Raw genomic sequence first — 25268 nt, forward strand, 5'->3', positions numbered from 1 at the left:
CCTCTCAGGAGACCAGCCGAGCGCCCGTCAGCTGGCCGCCGTCGTGCGCCTGGAGCAGGCAGATCACGGTGCGGCCGTTGAAGGACCCGCCGGACGACGGGGTGCTGAACTGCTGGTCGCTCGGGACGAGCACGACGACGTCGAGCTTGGCCTTGTCGGCGCCGCCGACGAGCGCGGAGCCGAAGTACAGCTGGCAGGCGCGCTCGCCGTAGTCGGACAGCGGGTCCTCGCCCGGGTACGGGAGGGTGGTGGAGGTGTCGAACGGGGACAGCGCTGCGAAGACCTCGGCGTCGTGCGGCTGGTCGCAGCTGACCGACGCCGACGACGGGAAGGCGCGACCACTGGCGATCCGGCCCTGCACGCAGCCCGTGCTGGTCGACTCGAACTCGGGGATCTGGCCGCCCGTGCCGTAGGTGAAGTGCGCGGGTGCGCGGTCGAGCCCGAGCGCCGCCAGCACCCCGAAGGTGAGCACCGCACCCAGCGCGGCGCCGGCCGCGAGGAGACCGAAGGCGCGGCCCCATCGCCGCCGCGCGGCCGTCGGCTTCGTGATCGTGCTGGTGGGGCCGTAGCCGGGCTGCTGGTCGACGGTCAGCATCGCCGCGGCCTGCGGCCCGGTGAGCCGGGCCTGCGGCGACCGCTGCAGCAGCCCGCCGACCACGGCGCCGAGGACGCTGCGGGTGCGCAGCGGCGGGATCGGGCCGTGCAGCACGGCGGCGATCGTGGCGGGCGTGGTCTCGCGGTCGAACGGGGCTCTGCCGGACAGCGCGTGGTGCAGGGTGGCGCCGAGCGCCCACATGTCGGAGGCGGGGGTGGCCGGTTCCCCGTCGAGCCGTTCCGGGGAGAGGTACGCGGGCGACCCGATGATCGACCCGGTGGTGGTGAGCCGGGGATCGTCGGCGGCCTGGGCGATGCCGAAGTCGGTGAGCTTGACCCGGCCGTCGGCGCGGACGAGCACGTTGCTCGGCTTGACGTCGCGGTGCACCACGCCGTTGTCGTGCGCGGCGCGCAGCGCCGACACGAGCTGGGCGGCCACCGACAGCGCCGCCTGCTCGTCGAGCGGTCCCGACCGGGCGACGACGTCGGCGAGCGTCGGCGCGTCGACGAGCTCCATGACGATGTGGTCGACGCCGCCGTCGGTGACGACGTCGTGGACGGTGACGATGCCGGCGTCCGAGAGGCGGCCGGCCGTGCGCGCCTCGCGCAGCAACCGGTCCCGGAACAGCCGCCGCTCCTCGGCGGGCAGGCCCGCGGGCAGGTGCAGCTCCTTGACCGCGACCTGCCGGTTCATCACCCGGTCCTCGGCCCGCCACACGATCCCCATGCCGCCGCGGCCCAGCTCGGCCAGCACGACGTAGCGGCCGCCGATCACGCGGGTCGGAGCAGCCGGGTGCATCCTGTGAGGATCTCTCAGCCGCAGTCGGTGCCCGACACGAGGGTCAGGTGGTCGGCGGAGGCCCAGTACCCGCCTCTGAGCTGACGGAAGCCGTTGGTCGGTCGGCCGACGGTGTCGACAACGGTGCCGTCGGCGAGGGTGCCGCGGATCGTCCCGTTGGCCTCGGGTGTGGCGCGGACGTTCAGGGACCCCGACGTGGTGACCTTGAACTGGCACCCGGTGGAGCCGTCGGCGGCGGGCACCAGCGGAGTCGGCGCCAGCCGCCCGCTGTCCAGGATCGCGATCGCCGCCAGCACCAGGCCTGCGACCAGCACGAAGAACCAGCTCTTGAACGTGGAGCTGGTCGGCTTCTTGATCTTGATGCTGAGCTTGGCCACCGCGGGCGCCCCCGATGCGAGATGGAGCATCCACCGTAGCGGACCAGGTCCCCACTGCGAGGGGATAGCGTGTCCCACGAGCGCGTTTCCCCGGTCGATCTTGGAGCAGGCAGAGCAATGAAGGTCATCTACACCTACACCGACGAAGCGCCCGCGTTGGCGACGCACTCGTTCCTGCCGGTGATCGAGGCGTTCGCGGGCAAGGCCGGGATCGATGTCGAGACCCGCGACATCTCCCTCGCCGGCCGCATCCTCGCCGCCTTCGACCTCGTACCCGACGCACTGGGCGAGCTGGGCGACCTCGCCACCACGCCCGAGGCCAACATCATCAAGCTGCCCAACATCAGCGCGTCGATCCCGCAGCTCAAGGCCGCGATCGCGGAGCTGCAGGCGGCCGGTCACGCCGTGCCGAACTACCCGGAGAACCCGCAGACCGACGAGGAGAAGAAGGCGCGCGCCGCCTACGACGCCGTCAAGGGCAGCGCGGTCAACCCCGTGCTGCGCGAGGGCAACTCCGACCGTCGCGCGCCCGCGTCGGTGAAGAACTACGCGAAGAAGCACCCGCACTCGATGGGCGCGTGGTCGAGCGACTCCGCCTCCCACGTCTCGACGATGAGCGACGGCGACTTCCGGCACTCCGAGAAGTCGGTCACCATCCCCGCCGCCACCACCCTGCGCATCGTGCACACCGCGGCCGACGGCACGGAGACCGTGCTGAAGGACGGGTTGCAGGTGCGGGAGGGCGAGGTCGTCGACGCCGCCGTCATGCGCACGTCCGCCCTGCGCGCGTTCCTGGCCGAGCAGGTCGCCGACGCCAAGGACAAGGGCGTGCTGTTCTCGGTGCACCTCAAGGCGACGATGATGAAGGTGTCCGACCCGATCCTGTTCGGGCACGCCGTCACCACCTACTTCGCCGACGTCTTCGCGCAGTACGGCGACGACCTGGCCAGCGTCGGCGCGAACCCGCGCGACGGCCTCGCGAGCGTCCTCACCGCGATCGAGCAGCTGCCCGCCGACAAGAAGCAGGCCATCACCGACGCGATCAACGCCGGCTACGAGAGCGGCCCGGCGCTGGCGATGGTCGACTCCGACCGCGGCATCACCAACCTGCACGTCCCCAGCGACGTGATCATCGACGCGTCGATGCCTGCGGCCATCCGCTCGTCGGGGCAGATGTGGAACGCCGCCGGGAAGCTGCAGGACACCAAGTACGTCATCCCGGACTCGTCGTACGCGGCGCTCTACGCCGAGACCGTCGCGCACTGCCGCGAGCACGGCGCGTTCGACCCGTCGACCATGGGCACCACGCCCAACGTCGGGCTGATGGCGCAGAAGGCCGAGGAGTACGGCAGCCACGACAAGACCTTCGAGGTCACCGCCGGCACCGTCCGGGTGCTCGACGGCGAGACCGTCCTGCTGGAGCACGAGGTCGGCGACGGCGACATCTGGCGCGCCTGCCAGACCAAGGACGCCCCGATCCGCAACTGGGTAGAGCTCGCCGTGGGCCGCGCCCGCGCCACCGGCGCCCCCGCCGTCTTCTGGCTGGACGAGACGCGCGCGCACGACGCCGAGCTGCTCAAGAAGGTGCGCGCCCAGCTCGACTCGCTGGACACCGACGGGCTGACCATCGAGATCCTCGACGTCGCCGCCGCTACCCGCTACACGCTGGAGCGGGCCCGGCGCGGTGAGGACACCATCTCCGTCACCGGCAACGTGCTGCGCGACTACCTCACCGACCTGTTCCCGATCATGGAGCTGGGCACGAGCGCCAAGATGCTGTCGATCGTCCCGCTGATGAACGGCGGCGGCCTCTTCGAGACGGGCGCCGGCGGTTCGGCGCCCAAGCACGTGCAGCAGCTGGTCAAGGAGAACCACCTGCGGTGGGACTCGCTGGGCGAGTTCCTCGCGCTGGCCGTCTCGCTCGAGTTCCTGGCCGACGCCACCGACAACCCGCGGGCCAAGCTGCTCGGCCAGACCCTGGACGCGGCCACCGGCGCGCTGCTGGAGAACGGCAAGTCGCCGTCGCGCAAGGTCGGCGAGATCGACAACCGCGGCAGCCACTTCTACCTCGCCCTCTACTGGGCCCAGGCGCTCGCCGAGCAGACCGACGACGCCGAGCTGGCCGGAGTCTTCGCGCCCGTCGCCGAGCAGCTCGCGGCCGCGGAGGAGCAGATCGTCGCCGAACTGGCGGCGGTGCAGGGCGAGCCGGTCGACCTGGGCGGCTACTACCTCGTCGACCGGGCCAAGGCCGACGAGGTCATGCGCCCCAGCGCCACGTTCAACGGGGTGCTGGCCGGGCTCAGCTGAGGCGACCGCCCGCCCACCCACTCGTCGAGAACGACGTTGTGGTGATCAACAAGGCTTTTCGATCACCACAACGTCGTTCTCGACGATCCACCCCAGCAGCTCAGGCAGCCAGCCGGCAGGCAGATCGTGTCGGTGCCGATGTGACACTGCAGGTGCAGCACGTCGCGCCCCCGGCATCCCCGCGGTGGATCCCGTCCCACCACCGACGCGCCTCGGTGCCGACCTCGGCAGCACGCTCGTTCATCAGCTCGTCGCTCGGAGAGCTCAGACGTTGAAGCGGAACTCCACCAAGGTGCGCAGCCGAACAACGTCAGGCAAGAGCAGGGACGAGGAGCGTCCGTTCAGGCAGCGCCTGCACCAGCCCCTCGTCCAGCGTCGCCAACCGCGCGTCGGGTCGACCCGCGGCCAGGCTCACGAGGTAGGCGTCGGTGATCTGCCGATGCCCGCGAACGTGATCCAGGTCCGCAGCTGCGTACGACAGCGAGTCCGGCCAGAACTCGCACGACGGGAGCGCCTGAACTGCGCCGAGCACCTGTCGCGCGACGCCGGCGCTCTCCCCCACACGGACCAGGAAACGAACCAGCGCGCCCTCGACCACGGGACAGATCGCGAACCTCGTGATCCCCGACGCCCACACGGATGCCCGCGCATGGTGCTCGTGATCGGCGACAGTGAGGGCGATCAGCACGTTCGCGTCAAGGAGGTAGGTCGTCACTCCTCGTCCAGCGCAGCCGCGACCTGTTCCGAGGTGACCCGACGACCGATCGAGATGACCGGGAAGCCGGATCGCTCGTCCGTGCCGATCACGACCGGTTGATTGAGCTGCGCCAGACCGCGGACAGTGAGGTCGGCGATGACGGCCGACAGCGACCGGCCGGTGCGCTTGGCGATCTCCACGGCGCGCTTATGCACGGTCGGAGGCAGGTCGACGGTGGTACGCACGTCTGCATCGTACGCGCATCAGCTCTGATGCAGCTACCCGTTGAAGTGGAACTCCACCACGTCGCGTGATCGATCAACACCACCTGCTGCTGCCCATCAGGCGGCGAGCGCCGCAACGAGCAGATCACCGACCAGCCGCACGTCGTCGACGTTCACGTCCCGCCCTTCCGGCACAGCCCGGATCTTCATCAATGATCGGTCGGCCGTCTCATCGAACCACCGCCGAGCGTGGAGGAGCGCATCCGCGCGAAGCTGCGCTTCGGCCGACTCGAGCTGGTCTCTCGACAGCGGTCCACAGTCACGATCGAGCGTGATCCGGAGGATGTCCAGGAGGTCGGTGGCTTCCTTCGCCGCTCCGCGATTCATGATCGACTGCAGCTTCATCGCGATGATCGGACCCGGCTCGGCAACGCGGACGCCGAGCGGATCGATGCCATCCACGCTGATGGTCAGATCGGAGGCTGTCGCCGCAGCCCAAGCATGAGATTGAACGTGCAATCGGTCTGTCGGGTCATCCGGAAGATCGTCGAGCTCAGCATCGGTCACCTCGAGGACGTCGACCTGGACATCACCCCGCGGGGTGCTCACGAGGACTCCGGATGGGCCGCTCGGCACGGCACCGGCCGATACAAGCAGTTCGAGCTGGGGGACCTCCGTGGTTCGCCTGCGGTTCACCATGTCGAGATCGGTCGTGACCCGGTACGGGATCGACAGCCGACACATGACGGCGAGTCCGCCCACCAGCACGACCGCGCGGCCCGTCTGCTCGGTGATCACCGGAATCGCACCCACCAGCCTGGCCATCGCGTCTCCGGCAAGGGAAACGCCCCGAGGCTCACCAGACACGGTTCCACGGCCTCGCCGGCGTCCACGCTTGCAGGATCTCCCGACCGCGCCCCGGATCCTGGGCCAGGTCGAGCGCGACGAACAGCGGGTTCGCCAACGGCCAGGGCTCCCGCGCCCACGAGGTCGCGTCCACTCGGCGGTCACAGACCAGCGGGACCGGAGCCACGCGCACTCGGCAGGCACGCGACGACGCCGATACCGCCGGCCCCAGCAGGTGTAGGGCTCGGCGAGCCGTCGTCTGGTCAGGAACGTAGAAGTCAGGCGGGTGACCAGATCGCATCGAGACCGGCGCGCCGTAGACCGATGCAGCGACCGTGTCGGTCAAGGCCCATCCAAGAGTCGACTCGACGTCGTCGAGCCCCAGGCGAAGCGCATCGTTGTCACGCCCAGGGCCAGGACCAGGGATGCTCGCCAGGTCGTGGCCGACCGGTCGCCAACGCTCAGCGAGCGCCCAGAAGAGATCCGGCACCACAGGCTTGCGTTCCGAGTCGACCAGGCCGGCGGTCAGCATGGCCGTGAACGTTTCGGAGATCGAACTCGGCGCGCGCGACAGGATCGCCGCCGCGGCACGAACCCCGATCCTCCGGGTCGGATCGAGCAGAAGCAGTGCGGCAAGCTCGACCCCGACCCGTCCGTCGAGACCCTGACGATCCGGACCCGGACCTGTCAGCGCAGGGACGTCCGTGTCGACGAAGACGCCAGGTCCCGTCAGCCGGAGATGGCCCCGCAGATCCAGCCAACTCCATCCCGCCTGATTGAGATCGTCCCGCCCGCCGGCCGTGATCCGGTCCGCAACGACGACGCCGACCACATCTCCGGCCAGACCTTCCGACCAACGCCGCCGTTGGCCGGGCGCGCTGTCGGAGGTCACGATCGACGCCGACTTGACCTGGACGGCGATCATCTCGCCGGTCGGAAGGACGACGACGATGTCATCCCTGCGGTCAGCCTCGACGTGGGGTTCGACGCGCGCCTGGAGTCCCACCGACGACACCGCATCGACAAGCGCGTCCGCCGCACCCTGGTCTCTCGGACGGGTACTCATGCCAGCAGGATCACGGCCATTCGGTGTTCGGTCAATACCGAACACCGAACACCCCGTCGCTCGGAGAGCTCAGACGTTGAAGCGGAACTCCACCACGTCCCCGTCGGCCATGACGTAGTCCTTGCCCTCCATGCGCACCTTGCCCGCGGCCTTGGCCGCGTTCATGGAGCCGGCCTCGACGAGGTCGTCGAACGAGACGATCTCGGCCTTGATGAAGCCGCGCTCGAAGTCGGTGTGGATCACGCCGGCGGCCTGCGGGGCGGTGGCGCCGCGCTTGATCGTCCAGGCGCGGGACTCCTTCGGGCCGGCGGTGAGGTAGGTCTGCAGGCCGAGCGTGTGGAAGCCGGCACGGGCCAGTGCGCGCAGGCCGGGCTCCGGCTGCCCGATCGACTCCAGCAGTTCGGTGGCCGACTCCTCGTCCAGCTCGAGCAGCTCGGACTCGACCTTCGCGTCGAGGAACACCGCGTCGGCCGGCGCCACGAGCTCGGACAGCTCCTTGCGCCGCGCGTCGTCGGTGAGGACGGCTTCGTCGGCGTTGAACACGTACAGGAACGGCTTGGTGGTGAGCAGCGACAGCTCGCGCAGCAACTCCCGGTCGGCACCGGCCTGGAACAGCGTCTTCCCGCCGTCGAGGGTGGCGACGGCCTGTTCGGCCGCCTCCAGCAGCGGGCGGCGGTCCTTCTGCATCCGCGCCTCCTTCTGCAGGCGCGGCACCGCCTTCTCCAGGGTCTGCAGGTCGGCGAGGATCAGCTCGGTGGAGATCGTCTCGATGTCGGCGGCGGGATCCACCCGGTCGTCGACGTGGACGACGTCGGGATCGGAGAAGACGCGCACGACCTGGCAGATCGCGTCGGACTCGCGGATGTTGGCGAGGAACTTGTTGCCCAGCCCCTGCCCCTCGGAGGCGCCGCGGACGATGCCCGCGATGTCGACGAACGACACGACGGCCGGCACGATCTTCGCCGAGGAGAACATCTCGGCCAGCTTGTCCAGCCGGGGATCGGGCAGCGGCACCACGCCGACGTTGGGCTCGATGGTGGCGAACGGGTAGTTCGCGGCCAGCACGTCGTTGCGGGTGAGCGCGTTGAACAGCGTCGACTTGCCGACGTTGGGCAGCCCGACGATCCCGAGGGTGAGTGACACGAGGCTCCAGGGTAGTCGGCCCGACCGGTGCGCTCAGTGACCGGGCGCGGGCACGTCCACGACGGCGACGGGCGGCCCCGACTGCGGCGGGATGAGCGTGATCAGCGCCGCACCCGTCACCCCGGCCAGCACGGCGGACGCGACGGCGAGCAGCAGCTTGCGCGGCCCGCTGTCGCGGCGGTGCCGGGCGGCGCGCCGGTGCGCACCGCGCCGGCCGCCGCGCGCGGCACCGGCGAGCTGGCGGGCCACCGTCGCCGCGGACGGGCGCGCGTCCGGATCGGGCTCCGTCATCCCGCGCAGCACGGCGGCGAGGTCGGCCGGCAGGTCGGCGGGCAGCTGCGGGCGCCGGTGCAGCCGCGCCACCGCCGCCTCCACGGCGGTTCCCGGGTACTCCCGCCGGCCGGTCAACGCCTCCAGCAGGACCAGACCCAGCGACCACACGTCCGTCGGCGGGCCGACCACCTCGCCGCGCGCCTGCTCCGGCGACAGGTAGGCGACGGTCCCGACGATGCACCCGGTGTCGGTCGCGACGGTGCCGTCGATGGCGACGGCGATGCCGAAGTCGGCGAGCCGCGCGTGCGTCCCGTCACCGAGCAGCACGTTCGCCGGCTTGACGTCCCGGTGCACCACACCGGCCGCGTGGACGTGCGCGAGCCCGGCGGCCAGCTGCGCGCCGATCCGGCGCACCTCGGCCGGGTCGAGAGCCCCGTCGCGGATGCGCCGGGCCAGCGTCGGCCCCTCCACCAGGTCGGTGACGACGAACGTCTGGTCGCCGTACGCACCGCCGTCGCGCATCCCGACCAGCCCCGGGTGGCGCAGCCGCGCGAGCAGTTCAAGCTCGCGACGCTGCCGGGTGCGGTCCTGCCGCGAGCACTCCGCGTTGAACAGCTTGATCGCGACCAGGTCGCCGTCGCGCAGGTCACGGGCGCGGCGCACCTCGGCGGACGAACCTCGACCCAGCACCCCGCCCAGCTCGTACCGGCCCGCGACGGGCTCGGCGGCATCCGGCGGCTGCTCCGTCGCGGTCACCCCGGCATGTTCCCCCGATACGCCGATTTCACACCTCAACCGCGCCGCATGTGGGGGTCATGGTTCCTGCGGACAGGTGAGGACGGCCGCCGCAGCCATGTCCGAATACCGCCAGTCTGCGGGTGTTCACGGTGGCAGAGTCTTCTGCGTGGTACTCGACACCGACCGTTGCTACCGGGCCGTCGCCTCGCGCGACGCCCGCTTCGACGGGCAGTTCATCACCGCCGTGAAGACGACGGGCATCTACTGCCGCCCGTCCTGCCCGGCGACGACACCGAAGCGCGCGAACGTGGAGTTCCTGCCGACCGCGGGGGCCGCGCAGCAGCGCGGTTACCGCGCGTGCCGGCGGTGCCTGCCCGACGCCGTCCCCGGCTCGCCGGAGTGGAACGTGCGCGCCGACCTGGCCGCCCGCGCCATGCGGCTCATCGCCGACGGGGTCGTGGAGCGCGAGGGCGTGCCGGGGCTGGCGAGCCGGCTCGGGTACTCCGAGCGCCAGCTGAACCGGGTGCTCACCGCCGAGCTCGGCGCCGGCCCGCTCGCGCTGGCCCGCGCGCACCGCGCGCACACCGCCCGGCTGCTCGTCGAGACGACGCCGCTGGCGATGGCCGACATCGCGTTCGCGGCCGGGTTCGCGAGCGTGCGGCAGTTCAACGACACGGTTCGCGAGGTCTACGGCGTCCCACCCACGGTGCTGCGTTCGGAGGCCGAACGCCGCCGCGGCGCGATCGCGGCTGTCGCCGGCACGGTCGTGCTGCGGCTGCCCTACCGGCCGCCGTTCGACGTCGGCGGCCTGTTCGCGTTCTTCACCGCCACCGCGGTGCCCGGCGTGGAGTCGCTGGTCGACGGCGTGTTCCGCCGCACCATGCGGCTGCCGCACGGTGCCGCGACGGTGGCGTTGGAGCCGCGCGACGGGCACGTCGTCGCCACGCTGCGGCTGGCCGACCCGCGCGACCTCGGGCCCGCCGTGGCGCGGCTGCGCCGGCTGCTCGACCTGGACGCCGACCCAGTCGCCGTCGACGAGGCGCTGTCCGCCGACCCGCTGCTGGCCCCCGCGGTCGCGGCCGCGCCGGGCATCCGCATCCCGGGCGCCGTGGACGGGCCGGAGACGGCGCTGCGCATCGTCATCGGCCAGCAGATCTCCACGGCGGCGGCACGCACCGCGTCCGCGCGGCTGGTGGAGGCACTGGGCGAGCGGCTGCCGCCCGCCCTCGCCGCCGACGGGCCCGACCTGCTCTTCCCCACCGCCGAGACGATCGCCGAACGCGGTGCGGAGGTCCTGTACGGGCCGACGCGGCGGATCGCGACGGTGCTCGGCCTCGCCACCGAGCTGGCGGAAGGCCGGCTCGTGCTCGATCCCGGCTGCGACGCCGGTGAGCTGCGCAGACAGCTGGTCGCACTGCCCGGCATCGGGCCGTGGACGGCCGGTTGCGTGGCCATGCGGCTGCTCGGTGACCCCGACGAGCTGCTGGCCTCCGATCTCGCCGTCCGGCGCGGCGCCGGCCTGCTCGGCCTGCCGTCGGATCAGGCGGCGCTCGTCGCCCACGCACAGCGCTGGGCACCGTGGCGGTCCTACGCCGCCAACCACCTCTGGCGCACGTACCTCGAAGGAGTCCCTGCATGAGTACCCACGCGACCATCCAGACCGCCATCGCCCCCTTCACCGCCATCGTCGACGACGACGGCGCCGTGATCGCGGCCGGCTGGACGGCCGACGTCGACGCGCTGCTGCCGGTGATCCACCCGGCGCTGCGGCCCGCGGAGGTCGTCGAAGGGGACATCGGCCCGGTCGCCGACGCGATCGTCCGCTACCACGACGGCGACCTCTCGGCCATCGACGCCGTGCCCGTGCGGCAACGCTCGGGGCCGTTCCTCGAGCACGCGTGGGACGTGCTGCGGACGGTGCCGGCCGGCGCACCCGTCACGTACACGGAGTTCGCGGCGAAGGCCGGGCGACCGGCGGCGATCCGCGCGGCGGCGTCCGCCTGCGCGAAGAACGCGGTGGCGCTGTTCGTCCCGTGCCACCGGGTGCTGGGCACCGACGGCACCATGCGCGGCTTCCGCTGGGGCACGGACGTCAAGCGGGCCCTCCTGGCCCACGAGGCGCAGGCCTGAGGGGTCGGTGGGCCATGGTTGGGCCATGGCCCACCTCACCCTCACCACGATCGTCGTCGACGACTACGACGAGGCGATCGCCTTCTTCACCGACGCGCTGGGCTTCGAGCTGGTCGAGGACTCCCCGTCGCTCACCAACGACGGCCGGCCCAAGCGCTGGGTGGTCGTCCGGCCGGCGGGCGCCGAGACGGGGATCCTGCTCGCCCGGGCCGACGGGGAGCGGCAGGCGGCCGCGGTCGGCCAGCAGCACGCCGGACGCGTCGGGTTCTTCCTCCGGGTCGACGACTTCGCGGCCGCCTACGAGCGCATGCGCGCGGCCGGCGTCACGTTCCTCGCCGAGCCGAGGACCGAGCCGTACGGGCAGGTCGTCGTCTTCCTCGACGTCGCCGGCAACCGGTGGGACCTCCTCGGAGCTAGCCCGGCCGGGTGATCTCCGGCGGGTGTGCGCATCCGTTCGTTCGACGGTCCCGACCACGGGTCACGTGCCGCAACGACCGCTCGAACCGCTGTTCGACCGTTCACCGCATCGGGGCACGTTCCGCGGCGCGCCTGATCGGAACCGTCGGTCCGGCTGTGCACGCTGGCTGCCATGGACATCGCCGCACTGCTGGTCGGCCTGCTGATCGGGCTGGCGCTCGGCTGCGCCGGCGCGTTCCTCGTGTTGGCCGCCCGCAACCGGACGGCCGCTGCCGAGTCCGCGCGAGCGGTCGCGGAGGGCAACGCGATCCTGCGGGCCGACGCGGCGGGGCTGCGCGCCGAGCGCACCAGCCTGCTGGAGCGGCTCGACGAGCTCGGCGAGGCGCACGACCGGGCCGCCGAGCGGCTGCGCCGGGCCGAGTCCGAGGCGGCCGCGGCGCAGGCGGCGCTGCGCGCCGAGCGGGAGGCGGGTGCGCGGCGCGAGGAGCTGCTGGCGCGCCGCGACAGCGAGTTGAAGGAGGCGTTCGCCGCGCTCTCCGCCGACGCGCTGGCCCGCAACAACGAGCAGTTCGTCGCGCTCGCCGAGGCCCGCATCAAGGAGGCCACCACCGCGCTCACGGCGAAGGCCACCGCGGACGACGCGGAGAAGACGCACGCCGTCGGCAAGCTGCTCGACCCGGTGGCGGCCACGCTGGCCCGCGTCGAGGGGCAGCTGCGGGCGGTGGAGAAGGAGCGCGAGTCGGCGTACGCGGGCCTGCGCGAGCAGGTCAGCGCGATGCGCCTGAGCTCGGACCAGCTCAAGAGCGAGACGAAGCAGCTGGTCAACGCCCTGCGCGCACCGCAGGTGCGGGGTCGCTGGGGCGAGCTGCAGCTGGAGCGCATCGTGCAGCTGGCCGGCATGGTGGAGCACTGCGACTTCTCCACGCAGGTCGTCGCGCAGACCGCCGACGGCGGTGTGCGGCCCGACCTCGTGGTGCACCTGGCCGGCGGCAAGCAGGTCGTGGTCGACGCGAAGGTGCCGTTCGCGGCGTACCTGGAGGCCGTCGAGGCGGGCGACCACAAGGTGCACACCGAGCGCCTCACCGCGCACGCCCGGCAGCTCCGCCAGCACGTCGACCAGCTGGCGGCCAAGGAGTACTGGGCGGCGTTCTCGCCGTCGCCGGAGTTCGTGGTCCTCTTCGTGCCGGGCGACCCGTTCCTCGAGGCGGCGCTGCAGGCCGACCCGTCCCTGCTGGAGCACGCGTTCACGCAGAACGTCGTGATCGCCACGCCCACCACGTTGATCGCGCTGCTGCGCACGGTCGCGTACACGTGGCGGCAGGAGGCGCTGGCCCGCAACGCCGCGCAGGTGCACCAGCTCGGCAAGGAGCTGCACGGGCGGCTCGCCACGATGGGCACGCACGTCGCGAAGCTGGGCCGGGGCCTCGACGCGGCCGTCGAGTCCTACAACCGCACGGTGTCGTCGCTGGAGGCGCGCGTGCTGGTCACCGCGCGCAAGCTCACCGAGCTGCACGTCTCCGACGAGGAGCTGCCCGAGCTCGCCCAGGTGGAGCGGTCGCCGCGCCGGCTGTCGGCGCCCGAGCTGATCGCGTCCGCGTCCGAGTCGCTGATCGACCTCCACGGGATCGCCGACGGCACGCACGGCTGATCGCGCCGTGGAGTGACGCGCGCCGCGTCGGCAGCGCGGCAGGCCCCGTCCAGGAACTATCGTGCACCGGTGGCACCCAGCAGCAGCGACCCGTGGACCGTGGGCGAACGCTCGATCGTCCCGTCCGTGCTCGGGCTGTCGTCACTGGTCGCGGTGGCGATCGCGGCCGCTCTGACGCTGCTCGGCGTGCTCGTCGACCTGATGCGGCAGGGCACGCTCGGCTTCGTCTTCACCGTGCTCTACATCGCAGGCTGCGTGCTCGCGATCGCGTGGGTGCGCCGGGACGGGCTGTTCGGCCCGCTCGTGGCGCCGCCGCTGCTGCTCGCCGTCGCCGTGCCGGCGGTGGTGCTGATCGCGGGCGACCCGAAACCCGGCACCGGCATGGCGGAGCGCGCGCTGCAGATCGGGGCGCCGCTGGTCAACTCGTTCCCGATCATGGCGGGCACCACCGCGTTCGTGCTGGTGGTGGGCGTGTTCCGGATGGCGACGCAGAAGCTGCGCCGCACCCCGTCGCTCGACAAGAAGCCGGCGCGCGAACCCGCTAAGCGCGAGCCGGCCGCAGCTCGCGGGGCAGCGAGAAGGTCAACGTCTCCTCGGCGGTCGTGAACTCCTCGACCTCGTCCCAGCCCTGCTCGGCGAGCAGGTCGAGCACGCCCCGCACCAGCACCTCCGGCACCGACGCGCCGCTCGTGACGCCGACGGTGGTGACCCCGTCGAGCCACTCGGGACGCACGTCGCGCGCGTAGTCGATGAGGTGGGACGCGCCGGCGCCGTTCTGAAGCGCGACCTCGACCAGCCGCACCGAGTTCGACGAGTTCCGCGAGCCCACCACGAGCACGAGGTCGCACTGCGGAGCCATCGCCTTCACCGCGACCTGCCGGTTCTGCGTGGCGTAGCAGATGTCGTCGCTGGGCGGGTCCTGCAGCGTGGGGAAGCGTTCGCGCAGCGCACGGACGGTGTCCATGGTCTCGTCGACGGAGAGCGTGGTCTGCGACAGCCAGACGACCTTCTCCGGGTCGCGCACCGTGACGGTGTCGACGTCGGCCGCGGACTCGACGAGCTGGATGTGCTGCGGCGCCTCGCCCGAGGTGCCCTCGACCTCCTCGTGGCCGGCGTGGCCGACGAGCAGGATGTCGAAGTCCTCGCGGGCGAACCGCTTCGCCTCCTGGTGGACCTTCGTGACCAGTGGGCAGGTGGCGTCGATGGTGTGCAGGTTGCGCTCGTCGGCCTGCGCGCGCACGGCCGGCGACACGCCGTGGGCGGAGAACACCACGATCGCGCCCTCGGGCACGTCGGCCGTGTCGTCGACGAAGATCGCGCCACGGGCGGCGAGGGTCTCCACGACGTGGACGTTGTGCACGATCTGCTTGCGCACGTAGACGGGGGCGCCGTGCTTCTCCAGCGCCCGCTCGACGGCCTCCACGGCCCGGTCGACGCCGGCGCAGTAGCCGCGCGGTTTGGCCAGCAGGACGCGCTTGCTGCTCGATCCGGACATGGGTCCCAGCGTACGGACCGCCCCGTCGGCAGGCCCGACGGTGTGCGGAGTGGAACACTGAGGGCCATGACGCCGCTTCCGCTGCCCATCCGGGTCGCCGCCGGTCTCGTCGCGACCGCCGTCGAACAGGCGCGCGACCTGCCCCGTCAGCTGGCCGAGCTGCCGATCACCGCCGTGAGCCAGACGCTGCAGGCCGGGATGCGGGTGCAGCAGAAGGTCACCGAGCTGGCCATCAAGGGTGATCGCGCGCTGTCGGTGCTGCAGCCGGTCGAGGAGAAGCCGAGCTGGGCGACGTTCGACGACGACCTCGATGTCGATTCGGCCGAGTCCTACGGCACCGACCCGTCCGACGCCGCCACCGAGGAGTTCGCCCGCAACGGGGCCGCCCCGTCTCGGCCGCGCACGGTCACGCCGATCGACGTCGCCCGCGAGACCACCCCGCCGCCGGCGCCGGAGCCCGTCGACCGGATCGACGCCGTCGACGACCTGGACTCGCTCGACGACGCCGAGGCACTCGCGCTGATCGAGGACGCCGAGGACGAGGAAGGCGGCGCCGCGCCGGCCACCCCGCCCGCCGGTCCGCCGGCGCTGGCGGAGTACCCGCAGCTCTCGATTCCGCAGCTGCGCGGGCGGCTGCGCTTCCTCACGCTGAACGACCTGCGGTCGCTGCTGGCGTGGGAACAGGCGAACGGTGCGCGTCCGCCGTACGTCACGATGCTGCAGAACCGGATCACCACGGTCGTCGAGGGCGGGTGAGCTCTCCGTCCACCCCGGAGCAGCCGTGGCCGGTCCGCACGGTGGCCCGCAAGATCGCCGAGTGGGTCGACCGGCTGGGCGCGGTGTGGGTGGAGGGACAGCTCGCGCAGGTCGTCGCGCGGCCCGGCACCGGCACCGCATTCCTCACGTTGCGCGACCCGGCTGCCGACGTGTCGTTGCAGCTCACCGCGCCGGTCGCGCTGATCCGCGAGGGCGGGCCCGCGGTGGCCGAGGGCAACCGGGTGGTCGTGCACGGGAAGCCGAGCTTCTTCCTCGGCCGCGGCACGCTGTCGCTGCGGGTCACCGAGATCCGCGCGGTCGGCATCGGTGAGCTGCTCGCCCGCATCGAGCGGCTGCGCCGGCTGCTCGCCGCCGAAGGGCTGTTCGACGCCGCGCGCAAGCGCAGGCTGCCGTTCCTTCCGGCAGGGATCGGGCTGGTCACCGGGCGCGCGTCGGCGGCGGAGCACGACGTCGTCACCAACGCGCAGTCCCGCTGGCCGGCCGTCCGGTTCCGCATCGAGCACGTGGCCGTGCAGGGCGCGCTGGCCGTCCCGCAGATCGTCGACGCGCTGGGCGTGCTCGACCGCGACCCGTCCATCGACGTGATCGTGCTGGCCCGCGGCGGGGGCAGCGTCGAGGACCTGCTGCCGTTCTCCGACGAGACGCTGTGCCGGGCGGTCGCCGACTGCCGCACCCCGGTGGTGTCGGCGATCGGGCACGAACCCGACACCCCGCTCGTCGACCACGTCGCCGATCTGCGCTGCTCCACGCCCACCGAGGCCGGGCGGCGCATCGTGCCGGACGTGCGCGAGGAGACCGCGCGCATCACCGACCTGCGCGGACGCGCCCACCGCGCGCTGGCCGGGTGGGTGGACCGGGAGCTGCGGTTGCTGCAGGCGCTGCGCGCCCGTCCGGTGCTCGCGGACCCCCTGCAACGCCTTTCTCGTCACCACGACGAGATCGAGCGGATGACGGCGGCCGCGCGCGCCGCCGTGCTGCGCGGGCTGGACCGTCGGGACCACGACCTCGAGCACGTCCGCGCCCGGCTGGCCACGCTCGGCCCGGCCGCCACGCTCGCCCGCGGCTACGCGATCGTCCAGCGGATCGACGGCGAGGAACGGCACGTCCTGCGCTCGGTCGGCGAGGTCGCCGAGGGCGACCAGGTGCGCATCCGGGTGGCCGACGGCGCCGTCGCCGCGCGCGTCGAGAGGATGGACGCGTGAAACCGGTGGAGGAGCTGGGCTACGAGGCGGCCCGCGACGAGCTCACCGAGGTCGTCCGCGCGCTGGAGGCGGGCGGGCTCGGCCTCGACGAGTCGGTGGCGCTGTGGGAGCGCGGCGAGGCACTGGCCCGCCGCTGTGAGGAGCAGCTGGCCGGGGCGAGGGAGCGCGTCCAGAAGGTGCTCGACGACGCGTCGAGAACGAACTTGTCGTGATCAACAGGGCTTGTTGATCACCACAAGTTCGTTCTCGACGGATCACCGGGGGGCGACCGGGGCCGCCAGAGCGGCTGCGGCCAGAGCGCGGAAGTCCGCCTCCTCCGCGCTCCCGGTGATCAGGAGGCGGGTGGGGCCGGTGTCGGCGACCCAGATGGGCTCGGTGTCGCCCGTCCCGCCGTAGACGACCCAGCGGGTGCCGCCGACGTCGACGGGGCCGCGGGCACCCACCGCCTTCGTCCCGACCTGGACGCGCAGCATCTGCTCCTCCGGCACGTCGCCCTGCAGCAGGCGGACGAAGCGGTGCCCGGACGTCAGGTACCCGACGCGCACCACGCGTGCGGTGCTACCGCCGCCGACCGGGTCGACGCCGGACGAGTTCGCGCGCCAGCCCGCCGGCACCGCCGGCACCCGCACCGCGAACGGCACCTCCTTGGCGTACCGCGCGAGATCGGCCGGCGCGTCGACGGTGGGCAGCTTGTCCTGGTCGACCTGCGGGCCGCCCGGCGCGAACGCGCACGACCGGCCCAACCCGGCGACGACCAGCGCCAGCACGACCAGCACCCCGACCGCGGCCGCCATGTCCCGCACCGACAGCGCGCTCCGCGGAGGTTTGGACATACTCACAGTTCAAGTGTGTCAGGCCGACAATCTGCGAGGATCGGACCATGACCCCCGGCTCGCAGCGGCGCCGTGAGGCGCCCGACCGCAACCTGGCCATGGAGCTCGTCCGCGTCACGGAGGCGGCGGCCATGGCCGCGGGCCGCTGGGTCGGGCGCGGCGACAAGAACGGCGGAGACGGCGCGGCCGTGGACGCGATGCGCCAGCTGATCGGCACCGTGTCGATGCGCGGGATCGTCGTCATCGGGGAGGGCGAGAAGGACGAGGCCCCGATGCTGTTCAACGGCGAGGAGGTCGGCAACGGCGAGGGTGCCTGGTGCGACGTCGCCGTCGACCCCATCGACGGCACCACGCTGATGGCGAAGGGCATGCCGGGATCCGTCGCGGTGCTGGCGGTGGCCGAGCGCGGCGCCATGTTCGACCCGTCCGCGGTCTTCTACATGGAGAAGCTGGTCACCGGCCCGGAGGCGGCCGGCGTCATCGACATCCGCGAGCCGGTCGCGGAGAACATCCGGCGGGTCGCCGCAGCCAAGCACACCGACGTCAACGACGTCACCGTCTGCGTGCTGGACCGGCCGCGGCACGCCGACCTCGTCAAGGAGATCCGCCGCACCGGCGCGCGCATCCACTTCATCTCCGACGGCGACGTGGCCGGCGCGATCTCGGCGGCCCGTCCGGGCACCGGCATCGACCTGCTGTACGGGATCGGCGGCACGCCGGAGGGCATCATCGCCGCGGCCGCCATGAAGTGCATGGGCGGGGCGATGCAGGGCAGGCTCTGGCCCCGTGACGACGACGAGCGCAAGAAGGCCCTCGACGCCGGACACGACCTCGACCGGGTGCTCGACCAGGACGAGCTGGTCCGCGGCGACAACGTGTTCTTCTGCGCCACCGGCATCACCGACGGCGAGCTGCTGAAGGGCGTGCACTACCGGGCCGGCGGCTGCACCACGCAGTCGATCGTGATGCGGTCCAAGTCGGGCACCGTCCGCATGATCGACGGCTACCACCGGCTCACGAAGCTGCGCGAGTACGCCACGATCGACTTCGACCTCTCCGACGAGCAGCTCGCCGCGGACATCCCGCCCCTGCCCTGACCGCGCGCCCTGTTGCGGTGCGGCCGCGGTGCCGCGATCCTCGACATCCGGGGTTCGGGGGGTCGTCATGCGCGCGATGCGGGTGCTGCTGCTGGTGGTCGTCGTCGGCGTGGTCGCGGCGCTGGTCAGCGGGCCGGGCACACGCCCGGCCACCGTCGGGGGTGCGGCGCGGCCGATCGCGGAGATCGCGCCCGATCTCGGCGCCACGATCAACGCCGCGCTGGCCCCGGTGGCCGACGTCGTCGAGCGGTTCCCCGCCGTCGTGCCCGGCACCCCATGCCTGAGCACGGCCAGGGCGTGCATCGACCTCTCCGCCAACCGGTCGTGGCTGATCTCCGGCGGCAAGGTGGTCTACGGACCGGTGCCGATCACCCACGGCCGCCCCGGCTGGCGCACCCCACCCGGCACCTTCCGCGTCGCGTTCAAGAGCATCAACCACAAGAGCACGATCTTCGACGACGCCCCGATGCCGTTCTCGGTGTTCTTCAACGGCGGCATCGCCTTCCACCAGGGCAGCCTGCGGGTGCCGTCGCACGGCTGCATCCACCTCTCGCCGGCCGCGGCGCGGCAGTACTTCGGCACGCTGCAGCGCGGCGACATCGTGCAGGTGGTGCCCTGACCCGTCGACGTCGACCCAGGTCGGCGAACAGCTCGTCGATCAAGAGGGCGAAGCCGGGGAGGAGGGGGCTGGCGAGCGTGTCGCCGGGGCCCACATCGACGCCGTCGTCGAACGCGGCGCCGTCGGCGCCGCGGCGGAACACCAGCACCGTGCTGGACGGCAGGTCGACCAGCCACAGCTCACGAGTGCCGGACGCCTCGTAGCGGCGCAGCTTGGGGCCCACGTCGAGCGCCCACGTGCTCGGCGAGCGCACCTCGATCGCCAGTTCCGGCGGCCCGGCATGCCGGGAGCCGCGCGGCGGGTGACTCGTCCACCACACGTCGGGCTTGTAGACGTTGCGGTCGGACAGCACCCAGTTGCCCCCGAACCCGGCGCGGCCGAGGGCACGGCCGAGTGCCCAATCGCGAAGCGCAGCCAGCAGGCGCGCACACACCTCCTGGTGGTCGAACGCCGGGTCCATCACGTGCACCACTCCCTCGACGAGTTCGGAGCCCGTCGGGAAGTCGCCCGCGAGGAACTCGTCCGCGGTGATGCGGTGGGGTGCGACGTCGGCCGTCATGGCTGTCATGGTCGCACTGTGGTGGGACCCACCGACAGTTCTGCCCCGAGCAGGACGAGACTGGGAACCATGAGCGACGAGGCTGCCTTCCGCATCGAGCACGACACGATGGGCGAGGTCCGGGTCCCCGCCGACGCGCTGTGGCGCGCGCAGACCCAGCGGGCCGTCGAGAACTTCCCGATCTCCGGCCGCGGCCTGGAGCGGGCACAGATCCGCGCGCTCGGCCTGGTCAAGGGTGCCGCCGCGCGCGTCAACGGGCGGATCGGCGTGCTGGACGGGGCGCTCGCCGAGGCGATCGCCGCAGCCGCGGACCGGGTCGCCGCGGGCGAGGTGGACGACCAGTTCCCGATCGACGTCTTCCAGACCGGCTCCGGCACCAGCTCCAACATGAACGCCAACGAGGTGATCGCCACCCTGGCGAAGCAGGCGGGCACCGACGTGCACCCGAACGACCACGTCAATGCCTCGCAGTCCTCCAACGACGTGTTCCCGACGACCATCCACCTGGCCGCCACGGAGGCGCTGGCCACGGATGTCGTCCCGGCGCTGGAGCACCTGGCGGCGGCGCTGCGGAGGCGCGCCGTCGACTGGGCGGACGTCGTCACCGCCGGGCGCACCCACCTGATGGACGCCGTGCCCGTCACGCTCGGGCAGGAGGCGGGCGGCTGGGCGACGCAGGTCGAGTACGGCGCCGCGCGCGTCACGGACACGCTGCCGCGGCTGGGCCAGCTGCCGATCGGTGGCACCGCCGTCGGTACCGGTCTGAACGCGCCGGACGGGTTCGGTGCGGGCGTCGTCGACGAGCTGCGCGCGGCCACCGGCCTGGACGTGCTGTCCGAGGCGGCCGACCACATCGAGGCGCAGGGCGCCCGGGACGGCCTGGTGGAGGCGTCCGGCGCGCTGCGCACCGTCGCCGTGAGCCTCTACAAGATCGCCAACGACATCCGTTGGCTCGGCTCCGGCCCGCGCACGGGGCTGGCCGAGCTGCACCTGCCGGACCTGCAGCCGGGCAGCTCGATCATGCCGGGCAAGGTCAACCCGGTGATCTGCGAGGCCACGATGATGGTGGCGGCGCAGGTGATCGGCAACGACGCCACCGTCGCGTTCTCCGGCAGCCAGGGCAACCTGCAGCTCAACGTGATGATGCCGGTGATGGCGCGCAACGTGCTGGAGTCGGCGCGCCTGCTGGCCAACGCCGCCCGGCTGCTCGCCGACAAGGTCGTGGACGGTGCAGAGGCCGATCGCGAGCGCACCCGCGAGTTCGCCGAGTCGTCGCCCTCGATCGTCACCCCGCTCAACCGCTACATCGGGTACGAGGAGGCGGCGTCGATCGCGAAGCAGTCGTTGAAGGAGCGCAAGACGATCCGCGAGGTCGTCCTCGAACGCGGGCACGTGCCGGGCAAGCTCACCGAGCAGCAGCTGGACGAGGCGCTCGACGTGCTCGCGATGGCCAGGGGCGGCAAGCGCTGACGGCTTGACCTGAACCCGGCTCGAACGAGCAGGGTCGGGTCCATGGTCTTCACCGACGCCGAACGCTCCTACCTCGCCGCGCGCGATCTCGCGCGCCTCGCCACCGTCGGCCCGACCGGGGCGCCGCACAACCAGCCGGTCGCGTTCTGGCTCAACGACGACGGCACCGTCGACATCGGCGGACCGGCCCTCACCTCGTCGCAGAAGTACCGCAACGTCGTGGCCGATCCGCGGGTGTCGCTGGTGGTCGACGACAACGCCCCCGAGCCGGTGGGGCCGGGCGGGCAGCGCGGACGCGGCATCGAGATCCGCGGGACCGTCGAGGTCGTCCGGCTGCCGGAACCGTTGATCTCCGGCTTCACCCGTGATGTGCTGCGCGTGCGCCCCCGGCGGATCGTGACGTGGAACGTCGGCGAACCGGGCGGTCGCGGCCGCGACGTTCGGGCCTAACGAGCAACTGAACGCGCAGATGTACGTGCAGCTGCACGCATCACCCCTTCAGACCAATTTCGCTCCGAAGCGTCACCAATCCTCGTAGTCGATCATGAAAACCCGCTCGCGCATGGTCCAATGGGCGCGGCCGACCAGCGGGAGGGTGACGATGAGCGAGGACGGGCGCTTCGCCTACGAGCCGCTTCTCGACGTCATCGACGGGCGCCCGGCCGGTGTCGAGGTGCTGCGCCGCCGCGACCGCGACCGCACGGCGCTCCTCGCACCGCGGGTGGTCTGGGGCACCAGGCAGATCGCGGAGTTCGACGCCGGCATCGCGATCACCTCGGTGCTGCACGACCCCAGGTACGACTCGACGGTGCCGCTGCACGTGGACATCTGCGCCGACGCGGTCGTCGCCGCGCGCCCGCGCATCGTCCAGCTGCCCGGTGTCCTGCGGGAACGGATGGACGGGATGCCGATCCCGCCGATCGTGCTGGAGATCGGCCCGGCCGTCTCGGCGGCTCCGGCGCCCGCCTTCGCCGAGGGCGTCGCCGAGCTCCGCGCGGCCGGTTTCGCCATCGCGTTCGACGGGGTGGGGCGCGGGTTCGGCCTGGACCTCGTCGCGGAGCTGCTCCCGCATTCCGTCAAGATCGACGCCGAGCTGGTCGCCCGGCTGGGCGTGGATCCGGCCGCCGACGCCGTGGTCGCCGCGATCTGCGACGTGGCCCGCGCCTGCGGCATCACCGTCTCCGCCGTGGGCGTCACCCACCGTGACGAGCTGGCCGCCTTGCGCGACCACGGCATCACCCGCGCCCAGGGCCCGCTCCTCGCCGCCATGCAGCAGCACCCCGGCGTGGCCGGGCTCGCCATCCCCGTCGAGCTGATCCCGCGGGTGCAGGCCGCTCGCGAGGCCGCCCCGCTGCGGACGGTGCTGCCGTCGGTCGCGTCGATGGCGAAGCCGGCGCTCTCCCTGCCCGACACGGTCACCGCCGACGTCGTGCGAGCCGCGTTCGCTGCGCACCCGCACGCGGGGAGCGTGCTGCTCACCGACTCGGCCCGCCGCCCCACCGGCTTCATCGACCGCAACCGCTTCATGATGGCCATCTCCGGCCCGTACGGGCACGCGCTGTACGGCCGCAGGCGGGCCGACTCGCTGGCCGATCCGCCGCGCACCGTAGGGCCCACCACCGACCTCGCGGCCGCGCTGGAGTACTGCCTGGCCGATCGCTCCCGCGCCTGGGACGACCTGGTGCTGCTCGACGGCTCGCTCTGCTGCGCCGGCGTCGTCCGCGTCGACGACCTCATGCAGGTCGCCACCGGCATGTACACCGAGGCCGACGCCGGCTCGGTGGCCTGAGCCCGGCACCTGCGGTTCCCGTACTGTCGGCGCGGTGCTGAGGGTGGTGCTGGTCGACCTGGTCGACACACTGGTGGTGGACGGCGCGCCCGCGCCCGCCGCCACCGACGCGCTCGCCGTGCTGGCCGAGCTCGACGCCGCCGACGGCGAGCCCTTGCGCGTCGCGGTGCTCGGCGACCCGCAGACCGCGTCCGTCGTCGACGACGCCGGGCTGCGCCGCTACGTCGAGACGGCCCCGTCGGCCGGCTTCGAGGCCGCGCTGGCCGCGTTCGGCGCCGAACCCGCCGACGCGCTCGCCATCACGGCCGTGGCCGAGCGGGCCGCGGAGTCACGCGCGGCTGGGCTGCCGGTGGTGTGCCTGGGCGTGGACGTGCCGGACTGGTCCGGCGTACCCGCCGTCGTCGCCCGCCTCGTCGACCCGGACGGGGTGGAGCAGGCCACGTTCGTCCGGTCGCTGCGCACCCACGGCCAGCTCGCGGAGCCGGGCGCGGACGCCCCGGATGCGACGCACAGCGTCGACGACGAGGGCAGGATCCGCCGCGACCGCTTCCGCTCCATCTAGTGCACCTCGCACAGGACGGTCGGCACTAGGCGAACGCCACCCGCCGCACCTCGCGCCGCCCGTCCCGGTCGACGACGGCGTGCGTGGGCCGCACCTCGGCGGCCGTGGTGGCGTCGAGGGCCAGCTGCCCGTGGTCGATCAGCGTGCGGACGAACCGCTGCGCCTCCTCCGGCGCCACGCCCGCCCGCGGCGCGTGCAGCAGCGCGGCCGTGGCGCCCGACTCGCCCACCAGCGCCGGCACCGTCGCCGGGCAGCTCACGCCGCGCAGGCGGTCGTCGACGTCGTCGAGCGGGACCTCGACCTGGAAGCTGACCTTCGCCACCTGCGTGCCGCCGAGGTCGACGACGCTCACCGACACCGGGGCGTCGGCGCCGGTGTCGAGGCGGCGACGCAGGTCGGCGATGGTGTCGTCGGCGACCTCGACGCCGCGGCCGGGGCCCTGTGCGGCCACGATCCGCGGCGGTTCCCCGGCCAGCGCCAGCTCCGGCGCGACCAACCCGCGCGAGCCCAGCGCCAGGCCGTGCCCCGCGAAGGCCCGCCCGATCGCCGCACCAGCCGGCGTGGACGGGCCCGCCGCGATGACCATCTGACGCCCGATCGACCGGAAGAACCGCGGCACCTCCGGCGCCTCGGCCGCGCCGGCCCAGAACAGCGCGGCCGCCTGCCGGGCCGCGGCCAGCAGACCGGACTCGCCGCGGTCGGCTCCGGCCGTGAACAGCCCCCTGACCAGGTCGTAGAAGCACCCGGACAGGATCCGCGCGATGCTGTGCACCTCACTGATGAGCACGTCGGGGCCGCCGTCGGCAGGCAGGGTCTCCGGCAGCTGCCACCGGAACGTGTTGAGCGCCCGCCGCGGCTTCGCGGCGGGGTGCTTCGAGCCCAGCACGATCGCGACACCGGCCGAGAGGTCCTCCGCCGTGGCCTCGACGAAGTTGGCCGTGCCCAGATCGGGGCTCACGGACAGCAGCTCCTCCCGGGTCTCCCGGTCGGACAGCGCCGTCAGCACGGCCGTGATGTCGCCGAACGCCTCGTGCGCGCCGCCGACCTCGATCAGGTTGGTGTCCCACAGGTCGGGGCGCAGCGCGTCGAGGAGGGCGTGCCCGGTCTCGTGCGCGACGACGTCGGTGCTGGCGCCGGAGTACGTGACGTGGTCGCCGGTCTGCTGGTGGAAGAACGAGATGCCGGTGCGATCGTAGAAGGCGTTCAGGTCGACGCCGGCGTCCGGCCGCACCTGCAGCGGACCCTTCACAGCGGATGCCCAGGACGCGATCGGCCGGCCGAGCGCCGCCTCCCACGCCTGGACGGCGAGGATCGCGGCCTGCCGCGTCTGCCAGCGCAGGAACCCGGCCGTGCCCGGCGGGTACACCCCCTCCGCCGCGCCGCCCGCGACCGTGAACGCTGCAGTGCCAGCCGGGCGGTCGGGTACCGCGGCCACCTCGCGCAGGGGGAGCTCCCCCACGGCCGGGTCGTTGGGGATGAAGTTGATCATGACGTCCTTCGGTCGGCAGACGGGTGCCTCATTCTGGCGACAACCGGACGCGGATGGCGGCCGAACGGCCGGACTCCACCCTCCCAGGCTCCTCCCGTCCAGCTCGAACTGTCGGGG

Annotated in this window: 26 protein-coding genes and 1 pseudogene; 15 read left to right on the forward strand and 12 right to left on the reverse strand. The window is 72.7% G+C overall.

Annotation, left to right across the window (positions count from 1 at the left end):
• Positions 1 to 4 precede the first annotated feature (4 nt).
• Together ACQEVB_RS03115 and ACQEVB_RS03120 are read right to left on the reverse strand one after the other, a co-directional pair.
• A complete protein-coding gene (locus ACQEVB_RS03115) occupies positions 5 to 1393 on the reverse strand; it encodes a serine/threonine-protein kinase (protein WP_432964638.1) in 1389 nt (462 codons plus the stop codon).
• Positions 1394 to 1407: 14 nt separating this feature from the next.
• Positions 1408 to 1800, reverse strand: a complete 393-nt coding sequence (locus tag ACQEVB_RS03120) for an SH3 domain-containing protein (protein ID WP_432964641.1) — start codon at positions 1798 to 1800, stop codon at positions 1408 to 1410.
• 87 nt (positions 1801 to 1887) lie between these two features.
• On the opposite strand from ACQEVB_RS03120, the gene ACQEVB_RS03125 reads away from it, so the two are divergent.
• On the forward strand, positions 1888 to 4077 hold the full coding sequence (locus ACQEVB_RS03125; protein ID WP_432964644.1) for an NADP-dependent isocitrate dehydrogenase: 2190 nt from the start codon (positions 1888 to 1890) through the stop codon (positions 4075 to 4077).
• Between the two features lie 310 nt (positions 4078 to 4387).
• Here ACQEVB_RS03125 and ACQEVB_RS03130 read toward each other — a convergent pair whose 3' ends face one another.
• From ACQEVB_RS03130 to ACQEVB_RS03155, 6 genes are all read right to left on the reverse strand, one after another.
• The gene (locus ACQEVB_RS03130; RefSeq protein WP_432964647.1) at positions 4388 to 4792 is read right to left on the reverse strand and encodes a TA system VapC family ribonuclease toxin; all 405 of its coding nucleotides are present in this window, start codon (positions 4790 to 4792) and stop codon (positions 4388 to 4390) included.
• On the reverse strand, positions 4789 to 5019 hold the full coding sequence (locus tag ACQEVB_RS03135; protein ID WP_432964650.1) for a hypothetical protein: 231 nt from the start codon (positions 5017 to 5019) through the stop codon (positions 4789 to 4791). Before ACQEVB_RS03135 ends, ACQEVB_RS03130 begins: the two co-directional genes overlap by 4 nt.
• Before the next feature lie 96 nt (positions 5020 to 5115).
• Entirely contained in the window at positions 5116 to 5823 is a 708-nt protein-coding gene (locus tag ACQEVB_RS03140) for a hypothetical protein (protein ID WP_432964653.1), read from the reverse strand.
• A 31-nt stretch (positions 5824 to 5854) separates the two neighbouring features.
• Positions 5855 to 6910: a hypothetical protein gene (locus tag ACQEVB_RS03145; RefSeq protein WP_432964656.1), complete on the reverse strand. Its 1056-nt coding sequence runs from the start codon at positions 6908 to 6910 to the stop codon at positions 5855 to 5857.
• A 69-nt stretch (positions 6911 to 6979) separates the two neighbouring features.
• On the reverse strand, positions 6980 to 8053 hold the full coding sequence (ychF, locus tag ACQEVB_RS03150) for a redox-regulated ATPase YchF (protein WP_432964659.1): 1074 nt from the start codon (positions 8051 to 8053) through the stop codon (positions 6980 to 6982).
• A gap of 33 nt (positions 8054 to 8086) precedes the next feature.
• On the reverse strand, positions 8087 to 9082 hold the full coding sequence (locus ACQEVB_RS03155; protein ID WP_432964662.1) for a serine/threonine-protein kinase: 996 nt from the start codon (positions 9080 to 9082) through the stop codon (positions 8087 to 8089).
• Positions 9083 to 9179: 97 nt separating this feature from the next.
• Here ACQEVB_RS03155 and ACQEVB_RS03160 point away from each other — a divergent pair, with 97 nt between their 5' ends.
• From ACQEVB_RS03160 to ACQEVB_RS03180, 5 genes are all read left to right on the forward strand, one after another.
• Entirely contained in the window at positions 9180 to 10703 is a 1524-nt protein-coding gene (locus ACQEVB_RS03160) for an AlkA N-terminal domain-containing protein (RefSeq protein WP_432964665.1), read from the forward strand.
• Positions 10700 to 11194 carry a methylated-DNA--[protein]-cysteine S-methyltransferase gene (locus ACQEVB_RS03165; protein ID WP_432964668.1) on the forward strand — a complete coding sequence of 165 codons (495 nt, stop codon included), beginning with the start codon at positions 10700 to 10702 and terminating at the stop codon, positions 11192 to 11194. Before ACQEVB_RS03160 ends, ACQEVB_RS03165 begins: the two co-directional genes overlap by 4 nt.
• A 25-nt stretch (positions 11195 to 11219) precedes the next feature.
• The gene (locus tag ACQEVB_RS03170) at positions 11220 to 11624 is read left to right on the forward strand and encodes a VOC family protein (protein ID WP_432964671.1); all 405 of its coding nucleotides are present in this window, start codon (positions 11220 to 11222) and stop codon (positions 11622 to 11624) included.
• 159 nt (positions 11625 to 11783) lie between these two features.
• Positions 11784 to 13259, forward strand: coding sequence for a DNA recombination protein RmuC (locus tag ACQEVB_RS03175; protein WP_432964674.1), 1476 nt, complete (start codon positions 11784 to 11786; stop codon positions 13257 to 13259).
• A gap of 69 nt (positions 13260 to 13328) precedes the next feature.
• The gene (locus tag ACQEVB_RS03180; RefSeq protein ID WP_432964677.1) at positions 13329 to 13865 is read left to right on the forward strand and encodes a DUF6542 domain-containing protein; all 537 of its coding nucleotides are present in this window, start codon (positions 13329 to 13331) and stop codon (positions 13863 to 13865) included.
• Here the strand turns inward: ACQEVB_RS03180 and ACQEVB_RS03185 are convergent.
• The gene (locus ACQEVB_RS03185) at positions 13801 to 14754 is read right to left on the reverse strand and encodes a 4-hydroxy-3-methylbut-2-enyl diphosphate reductase (protein WP_432964680.1); all 954 of its coding nucleotides are present in this window, start codon (positions 14752 to 14754) and stop codon (positions 13801 to 13803) included. The two genes, ACQEVB_RS03180 and ACQEVB_RS03185, sit on opposite strands and share 65 nt — an antisense overlap.
• A gap of 66 nt (positions 14755 to 14820) precedes the next feature.
• Here ACQEVB_RS03185 and ACQEVB_RS03190 point away from each other — a divergent pair, with 66 nt between their 5' ends.
• From ACQEVB_RS03190 to ACQEVB_RS03200, 3 genes are read left to right on the forward strand one after another with little or no spacing between them, the layout of a single operon-like run.
• Complete coding sequence (locus tag ACQEVB_RS03190; protein ID WP_432964683.1) at positions 14821 to 15510, forward strand: lipid droplet-associated protein; 690 nt, start codon at positions 14821 to 14823, stop codon at positions 15508 to 15510.
• Positions 15507 to 16733 (forward strand): exodeoxyribonuclease VII large subunit, encoded by a 1227-nt coding sequence (xseA, locus tag ACQEVB_RS03195; RefSeq protein WP_432964686.1) that lies wholly within the window; start codon positions 15507 to 15509, stop codon positions 16731 to 16733. Before ACQEVB_RS03190 ends, xseA begins: the two co-directional genes overlap by 4 nt.
• A 5-nt stretch (positions 16734 to 16738) precedes the next feature.
• Complete coding sequence (locus tag ACQEVB_RS03200) at positions 16739 to 16945, forward strand: exodeoxyribonuclease VII small subunit (protein WP_432980098.1); 207 nt, start codon at positions 16739 to 16741, stop codon at positions 16943 to 16945.
• A 42-nt stretch (positions 16946 to 16987) separates the two neighbouring features.
• Here the strand turns inward: ACQEVB_RS03200 and ACQEVB_RS03205 are convergent, their stop codons facing one another.
• Entirely contained in the window at positions 16988 to 17566 is a 579-nt protein-coding gene (locus ACQEVB_RS03205) for a DUF4245 domain-containing protein (protein ID WP_432964689.1), read from the reverse strand.
• A gap of 47 nt (positions 17567 to 17613) precedes the next feature.
• Between ACQEVB_RS03205 and glpX the strand changes: the two genes are divergently transcribed.
• Both glpX and ACQEVB_RS03215 read left to right on the forward strand, forming a co-directional pair.
• Positions 17614 to 18663 carry a class II fructose-bisphosphatase gene (gene glpX / locus ACQEVB_RS03210; protein WP_432964692.1) on the forward strand — a complete coding sequence of 350 codons (1050 nt, stop codon included), beginning with the start codon at positions 17614 to 17616 and terminating at the stop codon, positions 18661 to 18663.
• 67 nt (positions 18664 to 18730) lie between these two features.
• A complete protein-coding gene (locus ACQEVB_RS03215) occupies positions 18731 to 19282 on the forward strand; it encodes a L,D-transpeptidase (RefSeq protein WP_432964694.1) in 552 nt (183 codons plus the stop codon).
• A gap of 55 nt (positions 19283 to 19337) precedes the next feature.
• On the opposite strand, the pseudogene ACQEVB_RS03220 reads toward ACQEVB_RS03215, so the two are convergent.
• Positions 19338 to 19850, reverse strand: a pseudogene (locus ACQEVB_RS03220) (Uma2 family endonuclease); the annotation flags it as partial.
• A gap of 60 nt (positions 19851 to 19910) precedes the next feature.
• On the opposite strand from ACQEVB_RS03220, the gene ACQEVB_RS03225 reads away from it, so the two are divergent.
• From ACQEVB_RS03225 to ACQEVB_RS03240, 4 genes are all read left to right on the forward strand, one after another.
• Positions 19911 to 21311, forward strand: coding sequence for a class II fumarate hydratase (locus tag ACQEVB_RS03225; protein WP_432964697.1), 1401 nt, complete (start codon positions 19911 to 19913; stop codon positions 21309 to 21311).
• 42 nt (positions 21312 to 21353) lie between these two features.
• Entirely contained in the window at positions 21354 to 21761 is a 408-nt protein-coding gene (locus tag ACQEVB_RS03230) for a PPOX class F420-dependent oxidoreductase (protein WP_432964700.1), read from the forward strand.
• Positions 21762 to 21912: 151 nt separating this feature from the next.
• Positions 21913 to 23100, forward strand: coding sequence for an EAL domain-containing protein (locus tag ACQEVB_RS03235; protein WP_432964703.1), 1188 nt, complete (start codon positions 21913 to 21915; stop codon positions 23098 to 23100).
• A gap of 34 nt (positions 23101 to 23134) precedes the next feature.
• Positions 23135 to 23662, forward strand: coding sequence for a hypothetical protein (locus ACQEVB_RS03240; RefSeq protein WP_432964706.1), 528 nt, complete (start codon positions 23135 to 23137; stop codon positions 23660 to 23662).
• Between the two features lie 25 nt (positions 23663 to 23687).
• On the opposite strand, the gene ACQEVB_RS03245 is transcribed toward ACQEVB_RS03240, so the two are convergent.
• Positions 23688 to 25151: a hypothetical protein gene (locus ACQEVB_RS03245; RefSeq protein WP_432964709.1), complete on the reverse strand. Its 1464-nt coding sequence runs from the start codon at positions 25149 to 25151 to the stop codon at positions 23688 to 23690.
• Between the last annotated feature and the right edge of the window lie 117 nt (positions 25152 to 25268).

The sequence above is a fragment of the Pseudonocardia sp. CA-107938 genome (genome assembly GCF_050936315.1).
Classification (GTDB): domain Bacteria; phylum Actinomycetota; class Actinomycetes; order Mycobacteriales; family Pseudonocardiaceae; genus Pseudonocardia.